This window comes from Serratia sp. PAMC26656, assembly GCF_016469055.2.
GTDB lineage: Bacteria > Pseudomonadota > Gammaproteobacteria > Enterobacterales > Enterobacteriaceae > Serratia > Serratia plymuthica.
Window position 1 is genome coordinate 2,609,369 of record NZ_CP150486.1, and the last position, 20,363, is coordinate 2,629,731.

General features: G+C 50.2%; 23 protein-coding genes and 2 pseudogenes. 20 read left to right on the top strand and 5 right to left on the bottom strand.

What is annotated here, in order from left to right:
• The first annotated feature begins 290 nt into the window (after nucleotides 1–290).
• Genes JEM67_RS13320 through licT form a run of 3 tightly spaced genes read left to right on the top strand, consistent with a single transcriptional unit; the run spans nucleotide 291 to nucleotide 4,438 of the window.
• Complete coding sequence (locus tag JEM67_RS13320) at nucleotides 291–2,162, top strand: beta-glucoside-specific PTS transporter subunit IIABC (RefSeq protein ID WP_199639326.1); 1,872 nt, start codon at nucleotides 291–293, stop codon at nucleotides 2,160–2,162.
• The gene (locus JEM67_RS13325) at nucleotides 2,159–3,571 is read left to right on the top strand and encodes a glycoside hydrolase family 1 protein (RefSeq protein WP_199639328.1); all 1,413 of its coding nucleotides are present in this window, start codon (nucleotides 2,159–2,161) and stop codon (nucleotides 3,569–3,571) included. The genes JEM67_RS13320 and JEM67_RS13325 overlap by 4 nt, the downstream gene beginning before the upstream one ends.
• 27 nt (nucleotides 3,572–3,598) lie before the next feature.
• Nucleotides 3,599–4,438, top strand: coding sequence for a BglG family transcription antiterminator LicT (gene licT, locus JEM67_RS13330; protein ID WP_013812808.1), 840 nt, complete (start codon nucleotides 3,599–3,601; stop codon nucleotides 4,436–4,438).
• Here licT and JEM67_RS13335 read toward each other — a convergent pair.
• The gene (locus JEM67_RS13335) at nucleotides 4,435–5,355 is read right to left on the bottom strand and encodes a LysR family transcriptional regulator (protein ID WP_199639330.1); all 921 of its coding nucleotides are present in this window, start codon (nucleotides 5,353–5,355) and stop codon (nucleotides 4,435–4,437) included. The two genes, licT and JEM67_RS13335, sit on opposite strands and share 4 nt — an antisense overlap.
• A gap of 100 nt (nucleotides 5,356–5,455) precedes the next feature.
• Between JEM67_RS13335 and JEM67_RS13340 the strand changes: the two genes are divergently transcribed.
• Together JEM67_RS13340 and JEM67_RS13345 are read left to right on the top strand one after the other, a co-directional pair.
• A complete protein-coding gene (locus tag JEM67_RS13340; protein WP_013812810.1) occupies nucleotides 5,456–6,028 on the top strand; it encodes a chromate transporter in 573 nt (190 codons plus the stop codon).
• Entirely contained in the window at nucleotides 6,025–6,546 is a 522-nt protein-coding gene (locus tag JEM67_RS13345) for a chromate transporter (RefSeq protein ID WP_013812811.1), read from the top strand. The genes JEM67_RS13340 and JEM67_RS13345 overlap by 4 nt, the downstream gene beginning before the upstream one ends.
• Here JEM67_RS13345 and JEM67_RS13350 read toward each other — a convergent pair whose 3' ends face one another.
• A complete protein-coding gene (locus JEM67_RS13350) occupies nucleotides 6,547–6,903 on the bottom strand; it encodes a protease inhibitor Inh/omp19 family protein (protein WP_013812812.1) in 357 nt (118 codons plus the stop codon).
• 198 nt (nucleotides 6,904–7,101) lie between these two features.
• On the opposite strand from JEM67_RS13350, the gene JEM67_RS13355 reads away from it, so the two are divergent.
• From JEM67_RS13355 to JEM67_RS13365, 3 genes are all read left to right on the top strand, one after another.
• On the top strand, nucleotides 7,102–7,344 hold the full coding sequence (locus JEM67_RS13355; RefSeq protein ID WP_197912673.1) for a type II toxin-antitoxin system ParD family antitoxin: 243 nt from the start codon (nucleotides 7,102–7,104) through the stop codon (nucleotides 7,342–7,344).
• Nucleotides 7,337–7,630 carry a type II toxin-antitoxin system RelE/ParE family toxin gene (locus JEM67_RS13360; protein WP_197912672.1) on the top strand — a complete coding sequence of 98 codons (294 nt, stop codon included), beginning with the start codon at nucleotides 7,337–7,339 and terminating at the stop codon, nucleotides 7,628–7,630. Before JEM67_RS13355 ends, JEM67_RS13360 begins: the two co-directional genes overlap by 8 nt.
• A 343-nt stretch (nucleotides 7,631–7,973) precedes the next feature.
• On the top strand, nucleotides 7,974–8,870 hold the full coding sequence (locus tag JEM67_RS13365; protein WP_199639331.1) for a PhzF family phenazine biosynthesis protein: 897 nt from the start codon (nucleotides 7,974–7,976) through the stop codon (nucleotides 8,868–8,870).
• Between the two features lie 143 nt (nucleotides 8,871–9,013).
• Here JEM67_RS13365 and JEM67_RS13370 read toward each other — a convergent pair.
• Nucleotides 9,014–9,157, bottom strand: a pseudogene (locus tag JEM67_RS13370) (DMT family transporter); the annotation flags it as partial.
• A gap of 27 nt (nucleotides 9,158–9,184) precedes the next feature.
• Between JEM67_RS13370 and JEM67_RS13375 the strand changes: the two are divergent.
• Complete coding sequence (locus tag JEM67_RS13375) at nucleotides 9,185–9,904, top strand: 2-phosphosulfolactate phosphatase (RefSeq protein ID WP_199639332.1); 720 nt, start codon at nucleotides 9,185–9,187, stop codon at nucleotides 9,902–9,904.
• Nucleotides 9,905–9,943: 39 nt separating this feature from the next.
• Nucleotides 9,944–10,678, top strand: coding sequence for an alpha/beta fold hydrolase (locus JEM67_RS13380; RefSeq protein WP_197912669.1), 735 nt, complete (start codon nucleotides 9,944–9,946; stop codon nucleotides 10,676–10,678).
• 89 nt (nucleotides 10,679–10,767) lie between these two features.
• Here the strand turns inward: JEM67_RS13380 and JEM67_RS13385 are convergent, their stop codons facing one another.
• The gene (locus tag JEM67_RS13385) at nucleotides 10,768–11,670 is read right to left on the bottom strand and encodes a DMT family transporter (RefSeq protein ID WP_199639333.1); all 903 of its coding nucleotides are present in this window, start codon (nucleotides 11,668–11,670) and stop codon (nucleotides 10,768–10,770) included.
• A 178-nt stretch (nucleotides 11,671–11,848) separates the two neighbouring features.
• Between JEM67_RS13385 and JEM67_RS13390 the strand changes: the two genes are divergently transcribed.
• The 4 genes from JEM67_RS13390 (at nucleotide 11,849) to JEM67_RS13405 (ending at nucleotide 14,099) form a co-directional block, all read left to right on the top strand.
• Nucleotides 11,849–12,718: a helix-turn-helix domain-containing protein gene (locus JEM67_RS13390; protein ID WP_199639334.1), complete on the top strand. Its 870-nt coding sequence runs from the start codon at nucleotides 11,849–11,851 to the stop codon at nucleotides 12,716–12,718.
• Nucleotides 12,719–12,734: 16 nt separating this feature from the next.
• The gene (locus tag JEM67_RS13395) at nucleotides 12,735–13,172 is read left to right on the top strand and encodes a glyoxalase (RefSeq protein WP_199639335.1); all 438 of its coding nucleotides are present in this window, start codon (nucleotides 12,735–12,737) and stop codon (nucleotides 13,170–13,172) included.
• A 126-nt stretch (nucleotides 13,173–13,298) separates the two neighbouring features.
• Complete coding sequence (locus tag JEM67_RS13400) at nucleotides 13,299–13,718, top strand: DUF3224 domain-containing protein (protein WP_199639336.1); 420 nt, start codon at nucleotides 13,299–13,301, stop codon at nucleotides 13,716–13,718.
• 48 nt (nucleotides 13,719–13,766) lie between these two features.
• Nucleotides 13,767–14,099: an NIPSNAP family protein gene (locus tag JEM67_RS13405; RefSeq protein ID WP_199639337.1), complete on the top strand. Its 333-nt coding sequence runs from the start codon at nucleotides 13,767–13,769 to the stop codon at nucleotides 14,097–14,099.
• Between the two features lie 87 nt (nucleotides 14,100–14,186).
• On the opposite strand, the pseudogene JEM67_RS13410 reads toward JEM67_RS13405, so the two are convergent.
• Nucleotides 14,187–14,357, bottom strand: a pseudogene (locus JEM67_RS13410) (MFS transporter); the annotation flags it as partial.
• Between the two features lie 45 nt (nucleotides 14,358–14,402).
• Between JEM67_RS13410 and JEM67_RS13415 the strand changes: the two are divergent.
• The 6 genes from JEM67_RS13415 to JEM67_RS13440 all read left to right on the top strand — a co-directional run bounded on the left by JEM67_RS13415 (nucleotide 14,403) and on the right by JEM67_RS13440 (nucleotide 20,276).
• Nucleotides 14,403–16,082: a recombinase family protein gene (locus tag JEM67_RS13415; RefSeq protein ID WP_199639339.1), complete on the top strand. Its 1,680-nt coding sequence runs from the start codon at nucleotides 14,403–14,405 to the stop codon at nucleotides 16,080–16,082.
• A gap of 220 nt (nucleotides 16,083–16,302) precedes the next feature.
• On the top strand, nucleotides 16,303–16,626 hold the full coding sequence (locus JEM67_RS13420) for a hypothetical protein (RefSeq protein WP_199639340.1): 324 nt from the start codon (nucleotides 16,303–16,305) through the stop codon (nucleotides 16,624–16,626).
• 46 nt (nucleotides 16,627–16,672) lie between these two features.
• A complete protein-coding gene (locus JEM67_RS13425) occupies nucleotides 16,673–16,846 on the top strand; it encodes a hypothetical protein (RefSeq protein WP_199639342.1) in 174 nt (57 codons plus the stop codon).
• Between the two features lie 305 nt (nucleotides 16,847–17,151).
• A complete protein-coding gene (locus JEM67_RS13430) occupies nucleotides 17,152–18,564 on the top strand; it encodes a type III restriction endonuclease subunit R (RefSeq protein WP_199639344.1) in 1,413 nt (470 codons plus the stop codon).
• A 559-nt stretch (nucleotides 18,565–19,123) separates the two neighbouring features.
• Entirely contained in the window at nucleotides 19,124–19,585 is a 462-nt protein-coding gene (locus JEM67_RS13435) for a hypothetical protein (RefSeq protein WP_199639346.1), read from the top strand.
• A 325-nt stretch (nucleotides 19,586–19,910) separates the two neighbouring features.
• Nucleotides 19,911–20,276: a hypothetical protein gene (locus JEM67_RS13440; protein ID WP_199639348.1), complete on the top strand. Its 366-nt coding sequence runs from the start codon at nucleotides 19,911–19,913 to the stop codon at nucleotides 20,274–20,276.
• Nucleotides 20,277–20,363 lie beyond the last annotated feature (87 nt).

Here is a 20,363-nt window from a genome sequence, read left to right on the forward strand (position 1 = left end):
TTCACTGGTGCCGGTCATGCGCTAAAAAAGAGCATGCCAGGGGGCAATGGGCGACATTGCAGTGCATTTTCGGCGAAGAGTGATATTGCTCGCAAAGTTTGACGAAGGCAGTTGCTGAAAAAACGCAACTATGGCGATACTTCCGTCGCGACCTCCGTGGTCGCCAGACATTTTTATTAAGGCGTGTTACTGCTCAGGCAGGCAAGACCAAAATAGGAATGCACCTCTCATCATGATGAGGCGCATTTTCATTTTGGTCTTTTTTTTTGTTTTTTTACCGGGGAAAATAGATGGATTACAAACAGTTGGGCCTGGAAATATTGGCGCGAGTCGGCGGTAAAGCTAACGTCAGCAAACTGACGCACTGCGCCACGCGTTTGCGCATGGAGTTTAACGATGACAGCAAGGTGCAGGCGAAAGCCATTGAGGCCTTGCCGGGGGTGATAAGCGTGGTGGAGCGCGGCGGCCAGTTTCAGATCGTGGTCGGCAATAACGTGCAGCAAACTTTCCGCACGTTGCAAAAGGAGATTGGCGATCTCAGTGGCCGACAGGGCGAGAAGAAACAGCAGGCCAGGGGCGGGGTGTTTTCGCAGATCATCAGTGTCATCTCCACCACGTTCACGCCGGTGATCCCGGCGATCACCGGGGCGGGGATGATCAAGGCGTTGCTGGCGATCCTCAAACTGACCGGTGTGATAGACGCCGCCAGCCCGACGTACCATCTGCTGGACACCATCGCCGATGCGGCCTTTTTCTTCCTGCCGGTATTACTGGCCTACGGCGCTTCGATCAAGTTCGAATGCAACCCGATACTGGCGATGACCATCGCCGGCGCCTTGCTGCACCCCAATTTGGCGCAGATGCTGGCGGCGGGCACCGCGATTGATTTTATCGGTATTCCGGTACGGCTGGCGGACTACGCCGGTTCGGTGCTGCCGATTATATTCACCGTGTGGCTGATGTCCTATATCGAGCGATTTGCGGAGAAAGTGTCGCCGACGATGATCAAGTTTTTCACCAAACCGATGATTATCCTGTTGGTTACGGCGCCGCTGGCGTTGGTGGTGGTCGGGCCGTTCGGAATTTTCCTTAACGACCTGGTCGCCGCAGGCGCGGCCATCGTCGACGGCAAGGCCAGTTGGCTGATCCCGATGCTGATGGGCGGGCTTCAGCCCTTCCTGGTGATCACCGGCACTGCCTGGGCGATGACACCTATCGCCACCGGTCAGTTGAGCAAAAACGGTTTCGAAATGATTAACGGACCGGGCATGCTGGCGTCCAATATCGCGCAGGGTGCGGCGACGCTGTGCGTGGCTTTCCGCACCAAAAACAAAAATCTGCGCCAGCTGGCGTCTTCCGCCGGGTTCACTGCGCTGCTGGGGATCACCGAGCCTTCGCTGTATGGCGTTACCCTGAAACTGCGCAAACCGCTGATTGCGGCGATGATCGGCGGCGGCTGCGCCGGTATCTATGCCGGGCTGAGCGGGCTGGTGCGCTATGCCTTTGTCTCTCCGGGATTGGCTGCGTTGCCGGCATTTATCGGTGAAAACCCGATGAATATCGTCCATGCGCTGATCACCTGCGCCATTGCCATCGTGGTGACCTTCGCGCTGACCTGGATCCTCGGCTTTGACGATCCGGTTGAGGAGCAAGAGCAGGATACCGCACCGGCGGCGGCTCCCATCAGCGGCGATGAGCAGCAGATTTTCAGCCCGCTGGCCGGCCAACTGGTGGCGCTGGAGCAGGTTAACGACGACGTGTTCTCGCAGGGGTTATTGGGACAGGGCGTAGCGATAAAGCCGCAGGAAGGGGTACTGCGTGCGCCGCTGGACGGTGAGGTGATGACCTTTTTGCCGTCGATGCACGCGGTGGGCATCAAGGGTGACAACGGCGTCGAACTGCTGGTGCACATAGGCATCGATACCGTCAATCTGGCGGGCCGACATTTTGCTTCCGAATTGCAGATTGGCGATCGGGTCAAGGTGGGGGATGAACTGGTGCGTTTTGATATTGCGGCGATAACCGCGTTGGGTTACGACCTTACTACGCCGGTATTGGTGATCAACAGCGAAGCGTTCCCGCAGCTGAGCTGCCGCCAGCCGGGTAGCGTGGGCTTTGGCGAGACAATCATCGCTCTCAATACCCCCAAGGAGCCGGTATGATTTATCAACGCCTGGACGATTTCCCCGCAGATTTCCTGTGGGGAGCCTCTACCTCCGCCTATCAGGTGGAGGGAGCCTGGGATGAAGACGGTAAAAGCCCGTCGATTGTAGATATGCTCGATCATCCTGAAGAAACCGCCGATTTCAAAGTTGCCAGCGATCACTATCACCGTTTCCGCGAAGACGTGAAACTGTTCGCCGAGCTGGGGCTGAAGGCCTACCGTTTTTCCGTCGCCTGGACGCGGGTGCTGCCCAACGGCACCGGTGAGGTTAACGCCGCCGGGCTGGCATTCTACCGGCAACTGATCGATGAGCTGCTGGGTCACGGCATTGAACCTGTGGTGACGCTTTATCACTTCGATTTGCCTTACGTGCTCGAACAGCAAGGCGGCTGGTCCAATCGCGCCACTATCGATGCGTTTGTCGAGTATGCTGCGGTGCTGTTTGACGCCTTTGGCGATCGGGTAAAATATTGGCTGACCATCAATGAACAGAACACCCTGATCCTGCATCCGGGCGCGATTGGCATGCCGAAGGGTGGCGAGTTGCCGTCCAAACAGGTGCTGTATCAGCAAAGCCACCACATGCTGGTGGCGCAAGCCAGGGTGATGGCGTTGTGCCACCAACGCTGCCCATCCGGCAAAATCGGCCCGGCGATTAACACCACCTCGATGTATCAGGAAACCTGCCATCCGCTGGACGCCATCGCCGCGCACAACTGGGAAACGCTGCGCTGCTGGAGTTTCCTCGACGTGGCGGTGCATGGGCGCTATAACGCGCTGGCCTGGCGATATTTGCGGGATCGCGACCTGGCGCCGCAAATGGAACCGGGCGATGCGGCGTTGTTGTTGCAGGGCAAACCAGATTATGTGGCGATAAACTACTATTCCACCGCCACCATCGCCGCCAGTCGGGGCGATGCTTCGGACATCAGTGCCCGCGCCGGCGATCAACAAATCATGCTGGGGGAACCGGGAGTGTACCGCGCGGCGGAGAACCCGTTCGTTGGCAAAACCCGTTACGGTTGGGTGATCGACCCGGTCGGGTTGCGCCTGACGCTGCGCAAAACTTACGAACGCTACGCTTTGCCGATATTAATCACTGAAAACGGCATAGGCGCCCCAGATGAGTTACAGGCCGATGGTACAATTAATGATGACTACCGCATTGAGTTTATGCGTCAGCACGTTGAACAGATGCAACTGGCGATCAACGACGGCGTTGAACTAATGGGGTATTGCCCGTGGGCGGCGATAGACGTGGTCAGCACCCATCAGGGCTACGCCAAGCGTTACGGGTTTATCTATGTAAACCGGGGTGAGCAGGATCTGAAAGATCTGCGCCGCATCAAAAAGCGCAGTTTTGACTGGTATCAACGGCTGATTGCCACTCATGGCCGGCAACGCTAATAAAAATAAAGGGTGATGGCCGCGACGATGAAAGTCATTAAGGTACTCAATAATAGCCTGGTGCTATCAACAGACAGCGATAACAACGAAGCTATCGTTATGGGCAAGGGTATTGGCTTTAACAGCAAAGTGGGTGACGTTCTCGACCCGGCCACTATTGAGAAAGTGTATGTGGTGCAGAACAGCCAAAAGGGCCGTGATTACCTGCGGCTGATGGAAAACACGCCGGAGGAGCACCTGGAGATTGTGCAGATGATCCTCGCAGAGGCCAACCGGCAGCTCAATGGCCGCATTAACGAGCAGATTTTCTTCACCCTGGCGGACCACATCAGCTTTGCCATTGAGCGTTATCACAAGGGCATCGCGATCCAAAACCGGCTGTTGTTCGAGGTGAAGCGCTTTTATCCGCAGGAGTTCGCGGTGGCGATGCAGGCGCTGGGGCAAATCAATCAGCGGCTTAACATCACTCTGCCGGAAGAAGAGGCGGGGAATATCGCGTTCCATCTGGTTAACGGCCAGACCGACGTGCAGAACATGGAACATACTCTGCTGTCGGTGAAGATGCTGAAAGACATTTTCAATATCATCAAGTACCACTTTCGCATCAATATCGATACGGATTCGCTCAATTACGCGCGTTTTCTGGTGCATATGCAGTTTTTTATTCAGCGGATGGTCGAAGGGCAACAGATGGCGTCGAAAGACGACTTCATCTTTGCCCAGGTGACCAGGGAGTACCCGAATGCTTATCGCGGCGCGTTGCTGATCCGCGACTATGTGAAGAATCTGCTGGAGATGGAGATGTCGAACGATGAACTGCTGTATCTGGTGATCCACCTGACGCGTATCACCGACCAGCAGGATTAGCCGGAATGCTGTGCGCTGACCGCCTCCGTCACCAGCGCACGAAAGCGCTGGATGAGGGCGGACGAGCGGTTGCTGCGCAGCGCCAGGTACAGCGGCGCACTGAGCTGGGCTTCGTCGCTGATTGCCCGGTAGACGATGCCGTCGCCGCCCAACCGCCGCATCGAGGCCGGTACGATCGACAACCCCAGACCGGCCCCCACCAGGCTGAGCGTCGCGGGCAGGCGCGGGGCCTCTTGAATGACGCGTGGGCTGAACCCGGCGCGGTGGCAGGCGGCTAAAATGGCATCGTACAAGCCCTGGCCTGCAGGGCGGCGGTAGAGAATAAAAGCTTCGTTCGCCAACGACGCCAGCGGCAATGGCTGCGCGCTGTCGACTGCCCGCGGGTGGCCGACCGGCAGGGCGACCAGCATAGGTTCGCGCAGCACCGGCTCAATGGTCAGGCCTGGAATGCCGCTGGCCGGCGAGCGCACAAAAGCCACGTCGAGCCGTTCATCCACCAGCGCATCCAGCAGTTCGCCGCTGCCGGCTTCTTCCAGTTGGGTGGTGATACCCGGCAGGATCTCGCGATAGCGGCGCAACAGGTTAGGCACGAATGGGTGCAGCGCGGCGGAACTGGTAAAGCCGATGGCGATATGCCCTTGTTCACCGCGTGCTGCGCGATGCACCGCTTCGGTCAACAGCTCGGCGCGGGCCAACAGCGCACGCGCCTCATTAAACAGCACGTTGCCCGCTTCGGTGGGGCGCACGCCACGCGGCAGACGCTGCAACAGTGTTACCCCCAGTTCATCCTCCAGCCCCTGCAGCAGGCGGGTCAACGGCGGCTGTTGAATAAACAGCCGTTCGGCGGCGCGGGTAATATTGCCTTCTTCAACTACCGCAACGAACGCCCGCAAGCGGCGAAGTTCGATCATAGACATACCTAAAAGGTATCCTTGTTGGTTCTGAAATGCATTAGACATCATGACATGGCGGCGCGCATCATACCAGGCATCAAAAATAAGCGATGTGGAACGAGTAATGTCTGAATCGGATGCGGTAAAAAACACCCGGCTTGCGGCGGCACCGGGCAATGGGGAGCTATTTTGGGGCTTTCTGATGCTGGGGCTGATAGGGTTTGGCGGCGTGCTGCCGCTGGCGCGCAATATGCTGGTGGAGGATCGGCGCTGGCTGAGTGGCGAACAGTTTACCGAGCTGCTCGGGCTGTGCCAGTTTCTGCCGGGGGGCAACGTGATCAACCTTTCGGTCGCGGTGGGGATGGAGTTTCGCGGCCTGCGCGGCGCTTGCTGTGCGTTGCTGGGGTTGATCAGCGCGCCGACCGCGATTGTGGTCGGGTTGGGGATGGTTTACGCCCGCTTCCAGAATGATGCGCATGTGCAGCACGTGTTTGCCGGGCTGGCGGCTGCGGCGGCCGGCTTGCTGCTGTCCACCGGGATAAAAATGCTGTTGCCGCTGCGCGGTAAATGGCTGGCGCTGGGGATTGTCGCGCTGTGCCTGATCGCCATCGCCTGGCTGCGTTTGCCGCTGTTGCCGACCATGCTGGTGCTGGCGCCGCTGAGCATTCTGTTGCTGTGGTGGAGGAAGCCCTCATGATGGGCGTATTGATCTCGCTGGCGATTATTTTCACCGAGCTTTCACTGCTGGCATTCGGCGGCGGCATGACTATCCTGCCGGAAATGCAGCGTCAGGTGGTGGAGGTTCATCAATGGATGAGCGCACAGGAGTTCAGCGCGCTGTTCGCCATGGCGCAAGCCGCACCGGGGCCGAATATGATGATCGTGCCGCTGATTGGTTGGCACGTGGCCGGCTGGGCGGGGTTGCTGGTTTCCTCCGTCGCCAAGTTCGGCCCGTCATCGATCGTGACTTTACTGGTGATGGGGGCCTGGCGGCGCTTCAAGGACAAACCCTGGCGGCGTATCGTGCAGACCGGTCTGGTGCCGGTCACTGTCGGGTTGGTGGCGGCCAGCGGGGTGTTGATCGCCGAAGCTTCTGCGCCGAGCTGGCCGTTGGCGGCGATCATCGCGCTGGCCACGCTACTGAGCATGAACAAACGCATTCACCCGCTGTGGGTACTGGCGGGCGGTGCGCTGCTCGGGCTGCTGGTAGCCTAATCAGCGCGGTGTCAGCACAAAGCGGGGTTTACCGTCGTGGCTCGTGACTTCGTAGCGTTTGGGGGCGGTCAACGCGAGAAACGCCACCCTGCTGCCGTCGGCGTTGGTCAACGTCATACCGTCCGGCGTCGGGCGCCAGGCTACCGGTAACTCGGTGAGCGCCAGCGGTTGCAGGCACTGCGATGATGCGGTGAAACGGTAGGCGTTGGTACTTTCGATCCGCTCATCGCTCAGTTCAACGTCACAGGCGGCGATCTTGCCTTCGATGTCGGTCAACTGCCAGTGCCCTTTCAACGCGGAGGGGGCGAGCAACGGCAACGAACTGGCGAAGGTATTGCTGCACAATAATAGGCTCATAACAGCTCCTGTCAGGGCAATGCGCCGTAATGCGCGCAACGGGGTAAAGGGGCAAAGGGTGATCATCAGTTTCCTTACTGTCGCTTTTGTGGCCGGGTGGAAACATCTCTGTGTCTATGATGATAGCAAAGTTGCCGGCGTTGACGTCTGGCTTTGCGGGGGTGATAATTTGTGTTAGTAATTCACACAGGAGGAGTTATGCCTAGAACAACCAGCGTAACCATTGGCGAACAACTGGATGCCTTTGTCAGTCGACTAGTTGACAGCGGCCGCTATGGCTCAACCAGTGAAGTGATGCGAACTGCATTACGTCTGCTTGAGCAAAAAGAATATCACATTGAAACTTTACGGCTTGCTCTTGAAAATGGTGAGCGTAGTGGGGAAAGCGCGTTAAGCTTGCGCGAGATCGCGGCTAAAAAGAAACGTGAGCACAATGTATAAGCTTTCGAACCTGGCTGCCGATGATTTCGCCGGGATCTACGAATATACCTTGGTGAACTTCGGTGCAAAGCAAGCTGATCGTTACACTGATGATATGGAAAACTGCCTGCAAACTCTGATTATGGCTCCTGGTATGGGGCGTGAATATGCGGAGATAAAACCCGGCATACGTCGATTTGATCATCAGCAGCATGCAATTTTTTATCGTGTTCGTGACCAAGATATATTTATCATCAGGATCCTGCATCAACAGATGGAACCGATGATTCACCTGATCGATATTTAAATATGTGAGGATAAGGAGAGGAAGGTTTTCGCCAATGGTTGAGTGAGCAGGCCATGCGCCTTAGCGTGGTGGACATCAGCGGCGGAATGCACGCAGCGCCTTCCAGACAATCCTGCAATACCACGATTTCTTCCCGGCAGTATCGTCACTCAGCGCTTCTCAAGGACCTACGTGATGACGCCGTTTAATCTCGCCATGGCCAACGAGCCTTTCGTCAAGGGTTAGCGGGGAAGGAACAGCAGCGGCTGCCATGTGGACCCTTCAAATAGTGGCAGATTGATAAATTGATGTAAGCCATTTAACAGAGCTATCATCAAGCCTTGTATATAGCGGATTATGGCCAATGCTCCGAAGAGATGATGTGATACCACGCGCTTACAAGCAGGTGGATGTATTTACCACCTCGCCATTGCAGGGAAATCCCTTGGCGGTGATCCTGGAGGCTGAGGGGTTGAATGAAATGCAGATGCTTTCATTGGCTCGCTGGACCAACCTTTCAGAAACGACGTTTGTTTTCAAACCGACTAATCCGGTTGCAGATTATCAGGTGCGTATTTTTACCCCCGAAAAAGAGTTGCCCTTTGCCGGACATCCGACCTTGGGTACGGCCCATGCATTATTGGAGGCGGGGCTGGTGACCAAACAGCCGGGGGTAGTTATGCAAGAATGCGGGGTTGGTCTGGTTGCGGTCAATATCTTACCTGACGGAACCTTGGCGTTTGCCGCGCCAGCGGTAACGTTTCGAACGCCGGCGGTTGGAGAAAGGGACCTGCTAAAGGCCGCTTTTCAGCAGGCGGTTATTGAAACAGATACGATGCCGGTGATTGCCGACATGGGTATTCGCTGGCTTATGGTACGCATGCCAAACGCTCAATCCTGCCTGAGGGTGACGCCGGATCATGCCATGATTAAAAAGCTGCAAATTGCCTGTCATGTTGATGGCGTGGTGATTTATGGTGCCTATTCATCTGGTGATCCAACTGATTACGAAATGAGAGCGTTTCTGGTTGAAGAGGGGCAGTTGGTTGAGGATCCCGTGACTGGCAGCGCTAATGCGTGCTTGGCCCATCTGTTGAAGGCCAATAACTTCCCCGACGGTGGCTCGACGGCACAGGGGTATCAGGTTCGACAAGGAACCCAACTCCAGCGAGAAGGCCGGGTTAGCGTTCGTTTCATTCACGATGAGCCATGGATTGGTGGACAGAGTTGCACGCTGATTAATGGCTGGCTGCACATTTAGGCGTGGTAATCACTCACTGATTACCAGACATTGTGACCGGGAATGGGTACCGCGCCCGTTCCCGGCCTAGAGTGTACGAGTTGATAGAATGCCCCAAGATGGTAAGGAGGCATGCCATCGACCGCTGTTATTGCAGTTTCTCCTTACGCCGCTCGCCGCCATAACGCGGCGTACATGCCGGGTTTGGCGAACATCACCAGATTCCCCAACAGGATCAGGCACAGGCCGAGCACCGCATTGAGGTGCCACTGATAGCCTTCATAAATTGTCGAGATGCTCAGCGCCACGAAATCTTTTTCGTTATGGAGCCGTAGATGGGCTATTTTTCGCAATTTCCATTCGATATTCGTCTTGAGTGGGGATCAAACGCCATCGAGCACATGGCGGGCGACGTTGATTGCGTCATCATTGTTGATGTGATGTCGTTTTCAACCTGTGTCAGCGTGGCAACCAAACGGGGAGCCAGCGTCTATCCCTATGCATGGAAAGATGACTCGGCCAAGGATTATGCAAGCAAGTTAGGCGCGGTAACGGCCAGCAACACCCGGCGTTTTGATGGCGCAGGGTATTCTCTTTCCCCACTCTCGTTGGTCACTATCCCTGCGCTGACCAAGCTGGTGCTCCCGTCCCCCAATGGTTCTTCGTTGGCCTTTAAGGCTCGAGACTCAGGGGCTGCGGTATTTTGTGCTTGCCTGCGTAACCTTAAAGCGACAGCCATTGCCTGTGCGGCGTATCGAAACATATTGGTGGTCCCCAGCGGCGAAAAATGGCCGGACGGTAGCCTGCGACCGGCACTTGAGGACTGGCTGGTTGCTGGCGGGGTCATCGCCCAACTGCCAGAAAGAAACCCGTCGCCGGAAGCTCTGGCGGCGGCAGCAAGCTTCCATGCGTTGCCTGCGACCGCATTGCGCCAGTGCAGCTCAGCGCGGGAGTTGATTGAACGCGGGTTCGCCGCAGACGTTGATCTCTGTTTGGCGACTGATGCAGACGACAGGGTCTGTCGGTTGCAGTATGATCATTTTGTCTGCGACTAACAGGCCTTGCTAACTGTGCCTAATTGAAAGGAGTTCATCTTGTCGATTTCATCACGTAATTCAACTTTAGCTTATCGGACTGAGGGCTCCGGGCCTTTGGTAGTGTTATTGCATGGCTTGCTGATGAGCGGTGAAAGCTGGGTAGAAAATGGGCTCGTAAATGCCTTGAGCAAAAATTACTGCGTAGCCTTTCCTGATCTGTCAGGACATGGGGATAGCAAGGCATTTACGCACCCTGACTCTTATACTCTGGAAAATCAGTCGGCTGCTGTTATTCAAATCATTGATGAGCTCGGTTATGAGAAGGCCCATATTATTGGGTATTCGGCGGGAGCATGGCTGGCTACCGGGCTACTGAAATATCATAGAAATCGACTTTCCTCAGTTGTGATTGGGGGATGGGATATTGTTAAAGGGTTACCTGAAGGCCCGGATGGCCCGCTGACCTATAACGTTTTCATGTCTTATGCACGGAGCACGGCTCCTGAAATGACCTCATGGGTGACACCTGATGCTGAAACCGGTCTCAAGGCTTTTTTCAATTCGCTTAGCCAACAACAGGACATGGAAATAAGAGTAAAACACTCAGAGGTGCCGGTATTATTTTGGGTTGGGGCAGATGATTTCATTTATCATGATGTAAAAAACTGGGCAATAGAAAACAAACGACCATTTTTATCAAGTCATGGAAACCATCTTGTTGCGATGTTGCAGCCTGAACCCGCCATTTTCCATGAAATACTTTCATTCATCGGCACGCATAACACTGATTGAGCGAAGTATTGGCGTTTTATTAGGCTGTTCCCTCAACCCATTCGTTCCTTGATTTGTTTGCATGGCAACTGCCCCATCATGTTTTTTCCTTATGCCGTCCGCCGCCATAACGCGGCGTACATGCCGGGTTTGGCGAACATCACCAGATTCCCCAACAGGATCAGGCACAGGCCGATCACCGCGTTGAGGTGCCACTGGTAGCCTTCATAGCGTGTCGAGATGCTCAGCGCCACCAGCGGAAACAGCAGGGTGCTGTAGGCCGCAGCGCTTGCGCCGATGCGGCCAAGCAGGCTGAAGTAAGCGGCAAAGGCAATCACCGACCCGAAAATCGCCAGATACAGCAATGAGCCGATATAACGGGTAGTGAACTCAATCTGGAAGGATGCGCCTTGGGCCAGGGCGATCAGCGCCATCAGGATTGCACCATAACTCATGGCATAAGTATTGGTGGAAAGAATGTCCAGCCCACGCCGCTGGTGGCGTGAACTGATCATATTACCGAGTGAAAAACCGTAGGTGCCGAGCGCACTCAGTCCGATGCCTTGCAACAGTTCCGGCGCCATTTGCGTGGCGACCAGATCCTGCCAGAACAGGGCGACGATCCCGGTCAGGCCCAGTACCGCCGCAGGCAGCAAGTTTGGGCTGGGGCGTTGACGGAAGAAGATCATGCCGTTGACGGCATTGAACAGTACCGCCATCGAGAAAATCACGGATTCCAACCCGCTGCTGATATAGGCCGCCGCATGGTAGAAACAGTAGAAGTTAAAGCCGAACACGCAGCAGCCTTGCAGGATGCAAAACAGGTGATCACGCAGCGCAATGCGGCGCAGGCGGCGCGCCAACAGCAGAATCAGCAACATCACCGCGGCGGAAACCACGAAGCGGTAACTGATCGACACCGGAATGGCTACCGGTCCTGCCTGTTGCAGGGTAATCGCAATCCAGGTAGTGCCCCAAATCAGCACCACGGCAAGGTACAACAGCACGTTCATGATCGACTCCGGCAAAATAGACTGCCACAGTATCCGCCGTTGCTCGCAGCCAAGCTTTCAGCGCCTTGCGCGCAATTGCATATTCTTGCGCTTTTTTTAGCAAAAGCGCGGGTCGTGGACTGGTGCGGTGTGGCGTCACTCTTTACACTGAAAACAATTCAGCGAAGCGGGACCGACGATGTCCAGATACAAGGCGTTTGAAACACTGCGGGAACATAAAGCGCGATTGCACGGCAGCGTGCAGCTGGGTTCCGGCGTGGAGCTGGCCGCCTGGTCCAACCGTGACGATCGCATTACCCAGGAAAGCGCCGATCATCATACCCTGAGCCTCTATGTCGCCGATGGCTACGAGTGCTATCAAAAAGTGCCCGGCGGTTGGAAGAACGGCGGTGGGCCGGATCGTTTCTGCATTATGCCTCGCCAGTATGAATCCACCTGGGACGTGCGCAGCGATTTATCTTTCGTGCATCTTTACTGTACCGACCGACATCTGCGACAAGTGGTGGAGCAAACCTGGGATCGCAGCCCGGCGGCGATCACTCTCGAGCCGTGCGCTTTTGCCGAGGATCCGCAAATTACGCTGCTGTACCGCCAGTTTTTGCTTAACTGCAACTGGCAGGAACGCGCCAATCAGTTGGCGCTCAGCAGTGCTACAACCCTGCTTATGTCGCATCTGGTTCAGCGCTACAGTCAACTGCAATGGGCTTTGCCGACGGTGCGCGGCGGCTTGGCGCCGGCGGTAGCCAGGCGGGTGAAAGAGTATATCGAGCAGCACCTCGACAGGCCGCTGCTGCTGGCGGACCTGGCGGCGCAGGCCGGGCTGAGTGAATTCCACTTTGCCCGCATGTTCAAACATGACACCGGCCTGGCGCCACACCAGTTTGTGATGCGCGCGCGGCTGCAACAGGCGGAAAAATTGCTGTGCCACAGTTTGCTGCCGCTGACGCAGATTGCGCTGGAATGCGGCTTCAGTTCCGCCAGCCATTTCAGCAATCGCTTCAAAGCGGCTTATGGATTTGCCCCGATGCAGATGCGCCAGGGGCGCTAACCCCACAGGAGAGAACATGGAACAGCAGTTCGCAGGACTTGGCGTATTGTTTATCGCCGGATTTGGGCCGATTACGCAGCAAACGGAGCACAGCAAGGCGTTTTATGTTGACGCGCTGGGGTTACCGCTCAAGCCGATGCCCGACAATGCCGATTATCTGCTGATCGAGCATGGTGCGCTGGAAGGGGTGAAGCACTTTGCCTTGTGGCCGTTGGCGCAGGCGGCGCAATCTTGCTTCGGCAGCGAACAATGGCCGGTCGATCTGCCGGTGCCGCAGGCATGGATGGAGTTTGACGTCGCGGATATGGCGTTGGCCACCCAAGGGTTGATCGACAAGGGTTATCGTCTGCTGGTCGCCAACCGCGAAGAGCCCTGGGGCCAGAGCGTCACCCGCCTGCTCAGCCCGGAAGGGGTGCTGATCGGCGTCACTTTCACGCCTTGGCTGCGCGACTGAACCTATGCGTTCCCTCTTTCTGGTGAAGTGGGAACGGTGTGTATTGTTAAATTTCCGGATAGACCACGCCCAATGCCAATCCTTGGCATCCATTTTTTCGGTATTTTTATAGAGACGGGATTCTAAATGAAAGCAGTTGCCACTTTTTCTACCAAGGATTTCAAACCAACGGATCTGAGCCCTGAGCCAGCGCTCACAACCGCCTTGCCGGTTTCCGTCAGCACGATGGAGAAACGCTATTCGGGTGAGATCCAGGGGGTTTCCTCAACAATTTTTACTGCAGCCTTCGATCCGGCGAGAAAACAGGGCAGTTACATCGCAATGGAAAGTTTCTCGGGAAGCGTGAACGGCAAAGAAGGGGCTTTTAATTTTATTCACTCGGCCTCGACAACCGGCAGCGAGCGGTTGAACGAGTTTTTCTGCATCGTGGAGGGTAGCGGCACCCAGGCTCTGAAAGGCATATCCGGATCCGGAGGCATGAAAATCGACGCCGACGGCACGCACCATATTTGGATTGATTATCACTTTGCGCCGGCAGAGGCATAATCTGGCGTCACCCGCCTATTTCGCCGTTTGGCTTATGAGGGATCATGGATGGAAAACAAAACCGTAGAGATACTCACCTACACCCTCAAGAAGGGGACTGGTCGCGATTTTCACAAGATCATGACGGAAACCAGTGTCCCTCTGCATCGTCAGGTTGGGATCGATGTTGTCCGCTTCGGAAACTCTTTGCACGATGCAGATTCGTACTTTCTGATCCGGGCTTTTTACAGTGTCGAACATCTTGAAAGCGCCCAGGATGAATTCTACAAAAGCGATGCCTGGCGAACGGGCCCGAGGGAGGCGATTATCGAAAGGATTGAGCAAAGTATTAAATCTGTACTGACAATCAGCAACGCTGCACTGGAGGCGATGCGGGTTTAGCCTATCCAAATAGAGTTAAGGTAATAACCGGAACGTCAATCGGGAAGTGCCGTTAATGGCACTTCCTGTTCTGAACCACAGTGTCGTTCACTTGCGTACGCTTTCCACCTTTCTAAACTGGCTGCGCAGCAACAGGCAATTGATCAGCACCAGCACCGCCGTTACCGCAAATACCCAGCGGAAGCCCATCAATGCGGAAACACTGGAGCCTATCAGCGGGCCGACCACGTTGCCGAGGTACATAAACGACTGGTTGTAGTTGTGTGCTAAAATATTCTCAATGTTTCTAATGAGATGAATGTCATGAAGGCTTATCTGTACTGTCGAATTTCTTCAGGAAAACAAAAAGATGGCTATGGTATACAGCGTCAATCTGACGCGGTGCTGGAGTATCTTTCCAACTCTAAAGAGGCGGAGAAGTTAGGATACAAGCTTTCACCCGATCACTATGAGATGCTCGACCCCGACCTAGGTAAGAGTGGCTATCATCACTATCAATTTACCAAGGGGGCATTGGGGAGGTTTAAGCAACGTGTAGCTGACGGAGAGATAGCCTGTGGTGCATTGGTTATAGAGAACGTCGATCGCTTCTCAAGAGCAGAAGAGTACACAGCATCCGAGGAGTTCAATTTCCTGATTCAACGAGGCATCGACATACACGAGGTAGAAACAGGTATAGTCTATTCAAGTAAGATTTCGGGGACTCTTTCTAAACTCTCTCATGCTATTGAACGTGCACATGGCGAGTCAGAACGTAAAAGCCGTATGGCTAGTAAATCATGGTCAAATCGCCACAAAAAAGCATTAGAACAGGGTATAGCACTTAAAACGAATCACCCACGTTGGCTACGGATTGTTGATGATCACTATGAAGTACTTAAAGAACAGTTAGCAATTTATATAATTATTTTCGAACGATTCCTTGAAGGGCACGGAATAGCTGTCTTATTGGACTATCTAAATGAGAATGGGATTCTGAATAATGGCAAGCGTTGGACACGTACATCACTTCATCATATCTTACGTGATCGACGACTAATTGGATATAACAAAGACAACCGCATATATCCAATCGCAATAAATGAACAAATGTTTAAGCGGGTTCAAGATCATTTTGATTCTCAGGATGGATCTACTAAGCGTAGAACAACTCGTAAGATGCGTAATGTGTTTAATGGTATGACTAAATGTGGGGTCTGTAAGAGTGCCATGATCGCTAATAAAAATCCACATGGTAAGCATCATCTTTATTGTGTTAAGAAACGTGGTGATAAACATGCTTGTTCTGCGTCTGCCTGTAGATATGAGTATGTGGAGAAAGAAGTGCTAAAGCATTTACACAATATTGACTGGAATAGTGTCTACTCAAATAAAAACAAAGTCAGTGTGGATGTTCAAGGGAAAAATACGCAATTAATCGATCTTGCTCGTAGAATAGATGAACTACAAAAAGAGATGACGGGTGCAGACCACGACATGGTTTTAGCACTAGTGCGGTCTTTGAAAGTTTTACGTAAAGAGCACCAAGAACTTAAAGATGAATTGACAATAATTTCTACAGATGTAAAGCCAAAATTTAACTTTGATATTTCAGAGGTTATAGAACAAAAAAACGTAAGCCTTCGACAAGAAATAAATGTTCTTATCAAAAAAACAGTACATAAGATTTATGTTCAAAAATTTTCAGGGCATATATATGTGAACGTAGAGTATTACAACACTGTACTTAGCCACATGTTAGTGCTTGAAAACTTGACTGGAAAGTTATTGGCTAATATTGCTATTATTGATACCTCTAATGAACTTAGAATAAGTAGTAATGGCTTTTCAATATGGCATGATAAGACCAAAGACATATGGAATGTCAGTGATTTTAAAGCCATTGGAAGTAGGGATTTCTTCTTGGCACTTAATCATATGTCACAATTTGTAGATCGTGAGGTTATTGATGATTTGTTTGATATGTGGGCAATGAAATGTTAGTAATGCCAAAATATTTTTCTTGCGATATAATAAAAATGAAACAAAGCTGAATTGTGGGCTATAATAATATACATGAAATTAAGCTCCCTTATAAATAAGTAAAACAATAAGGGGGTTTTATGCAATTTATTTTATTTGGCGTGGTTACAATCAGTTCAGTACTTCTATTCGCACACATGCCCATGATCTTCTTTTTACTGTATGCAGTATTTGGGTTTGCATGGGTGATCGCATGATATCTATCATAACGGCTTGTGGGTTAGTGAAACTAGTATTCGAGCTACCAGAACATTTAGTACTAGTTAATGAAATGATACGATTTCTACGTGATAACAATTTAGAATTAACCGAAGATATTGATCAATTCAATAGCGTATTTTGGCCGTCGTTATTCAGTTTATATGATGCGAAAATACTAAATAAAGATGTAGCAATAGATGATGAACAAGCAATAGCTTTTGTAATTCACAATGAAAAGCTTGGGATTGCATTTGGAAACATGTTTTACACAATAACTCTCCAAAGACAAAATTACCCGTTGTGACATTCGGGTAATTTTTTACGGAAAAAAAGATAAGGAATGTATAGCAATGGAAAAGAAGAACAAGAATAAGCAAATCAATGTAAGACTTTCTGATACACAGATGCAGTACTTACAACAATTAGTAGATAGTGGTAAGGCAACCACTCAAAGTGGAGCACTAGTATATCTGATAAATCAATATGCAATTTTAGGAGGTAATAATGAGAACGGCACAAAGTAAATCTACAACACGTCCGTACAAGAAGAAAATAAAAACCAACAAGAATCTAAATAAATCAGTTTCTCGTAAGCCTAAACAAAGTTCGATTACATTATCAAGAGATCAATACGAAAACATACTAATTATGTTGAGGAAGGAATTCCGTAGTTGGAAGAGAATTTGTAACAACTATAAACTAAATGTAGCTGAGAAGTTCTTCAGAGATTTAGTGGACAACAATCTACCAGAGTACAAAGATTGGTGGGTTAAAAAATAAAATTAAAGCCAGTACTGGAATACTGGTTAAACAATAAAATGGAATTAACATGCATAACAATATTTATAAGTTTATAAAAGCAGAATGTGGCAGTGGCAAAACTTACCAATTGCAAAATTTAATAAACAGTACTGAAGAGAAGTACCTCATAGTGCAGGGGAAGATAGATCTACTTAACCAAACCTTTTCTGGAATTAATAACGGTCATTTGATTACTTCGCAAACGCATACGAGTAATGTTGATTCTTCAATTAATGAGTTTCTTTTGAAAGGAATGGGTAGAGTACTTGGCATCACTGCAAAATCATTCTTCAAGATTGACCCGATTTTATTAGTTGGTTATAGGATTTATTTGGACGATGTGGTGAACTTCCACGCATTCAAAACTATCAATGAAAAGAATCGCAAGATTAAAGCAATCTTACAGGATGACATATTCACGGACTTTGACGAACTAAGTGATAAGTACTGCCTAACATCCAAGAAAGATGCAACAGGCGACATAGTTACTATGATCAGTAAGGGCTTCGAAATGGTCGATACACACGATCACTTTGCTCTTAATAGTGAGTACTTTAAGAAGAACACTACCGTAGTGGATAACGTGACTATCAGTACTTACGATGACGATATTCAACAATTAACTATGTTGGCTTGGATCGATATAGAAAAATACCATGATTGTGACCTAACATTCATGGCGAATAAATTCGATGAAACACTACTCTATAAGTCTAAGCCTGATATGTTCGTGGAAAGTACTTTTGATGGCCTCAGGAAACGCTCTGTGCCAGTTACACGGCGTTTAAATGTAAAGTACTTCTCCAAGTCTAAGGTACTCAGCAAGTCCTTTAGAATGGCTTACAGAGAGTATTTCGAACGTGTTATTCATTACATTACCAATGAGTTGAAAGGACAGGACTACTACTACACTCGGAACAACTCAGAGTCATTCACTATGAACGGTCATTATGTACCCGTTGATACGCGTGGAATGAATGGCCTACAGGGGTACAGTACTTGCGTATGGATGGCAAGTTGCCGCCCAAGCCCAGTAGAAGCCAGTATGACGGAACTATTCTTTAAAATTGATGGACAGGCTCTTGTTCGTAGCCGTGAGTACGAATCTTTAGAGCAGTTTGTACAACGAGGATGTTTGAGGGATTTTGAAAGTACCGAAACGATGACCGTATATGTGTTCGATGAACAACAAGCCTTGAGTCTTGGTGGTGAGATTGAGTACATAGACCTTGGCATTGATGATATGGCCGTAGGTGTAAATGGTAGACCTACGGGAGAAATTCCAAGGACACTTCAAAAGGCATTCAGCAAATGGCAGGGACGTAATGCGAACAGTACTGAACTGATTGCTTCTTATAAGAAATGGAAGGTAAAGCAACAGGAGAAAAATCCTGATGTAGATTTTAGTACTCTTGATGAGAGAGTATTGAAAAACAAATAAACGCCTATGTCGACATCTCTATCATAAAAAATCATTGTGGATTGGGTAAAATGGGGGACAAAAGTACCTATACATATAAGGTAGTTATGTACCCCTTTTTTGTACAACTAAAAGAAAACCCCTTAAATGGATTGTTTTGTGAGTAACGCAGTTACGAGCAATAACATCCATTTAATGCGAATGGGTACGACTGGAAGGAGTACTCATTCAATACCATGAATATGATTATACGCCAAACCTTCGGTTCGTCGGCCTGTTGTTCTAGTACACTCGCTCCGCTTCGTATACTGCGAACAAAGGCAGTTCTTTTTTTAATAGTACCATTACTTAATTGCTGGGTATTTTAACTGCCTTGTTAGTAACTGACGCGGGACAAGCCCTTGTCGGGTATCGGGCTGTTGAAGCCCTTAATGGTAAAGCCGATAGGCAGTACTAACGCGAAGCCACCCGATCAATTACAACCCCCTTCATGATAGTGATTTCGACATGTAGTACTGGCACTTGTACTTGCATTAGACAATGATAAAGTACTATCAGGATGAACTATAAAGGACAATAGATGACCGAGTTCGCAAGCAAGTACAAAGATTTGCTTACTATTAGTTTTAGTGCGTTATCATTCATAATTGCATGTACTGCATTGTTCTTTTCGGCAAGGACAGCTCTGCGAGATAGAGAAAAACTATTGATAACAGCAAGTACTACATCAAACTCATTCACCGATGCACCATATGAAATTGAGGTTAAAATAGTTAATATTGGTAAAAGAGTTGCTGTTATTGAAGGTATTAGGCGACACTATGAGAATGGAATGAAGAGTCATATGTATAAGGAAAGTGGGATTTTGTTAAAAGAAAAGGAAAGAGTAGTATTGAAAATATCGAGTGATATGCTTATAGAGAGTGCAGACGAAGGAGAAGTTTATTATCTAGAAGACTTTACAGTGCTTGATATTCAAGGGAAAGAACACAAGGTAAAAAAATCAAAAGAATTAGTTAAAGGATTAGTGAGCAATTTATAGTGTATAGACAGAAATACTTTGTCATGATAGGTTGAAGTACTAACAAGTTATTGAGGTCAGAGATATGATTGAATTTCTTGATTTTGAATCACCTTACTACAAACTAAAACAAGATAAAAATGGTATCTGGGAAGCAAAACGTACTAGTTCTAGAAGTTGTGTTGAGTTCACTAAGCTTTATCATAACATACGTGACAATTATGGAATAATCATGACACATCCCTCGAACCCTCGCTTTGATGGGGATGTAGATCTAATCATCTTTAGAAAATAATTAGCGATAAAATTATTGTGTACTACACAAACAGCCTGCCGGAGAGTTAAAATGAGTCTTGATATATCTTATGTTGAGGATCACGGGGATCTCTCAAGAGAAAGAATAGTACTACGTGCAAGTTCAAACGGAATTCATATCTGGCATTACTTGCTGTCTGACAGTACTTACCATAGTGATGGTACTGCATCTAATAAACTGCGTCACGTATTCGACTTTGACTCTCTTTCTGCCATTAAGTTAAATGTAGGTGATATAGTAATTCTTTATACTGGTAAAGGAACTGACCAAGTAACTGAACACGAAGGTGTCAAAGTTTATTCTTTACATTGGGGATTAAGTGAAACAGTATGGAATAAAGATGGTGATGAGGCTGTTTTAATAAAGGCTGAGAGTAGAACAAAAAAGGCAGTTTAGTATAGAGTTTTCAGGGGGGACTTCCATAGTTATAAACTACTATAGAAGTCTCTATGTCTACTCTAATCGTTATTGTTTAGTATGCAA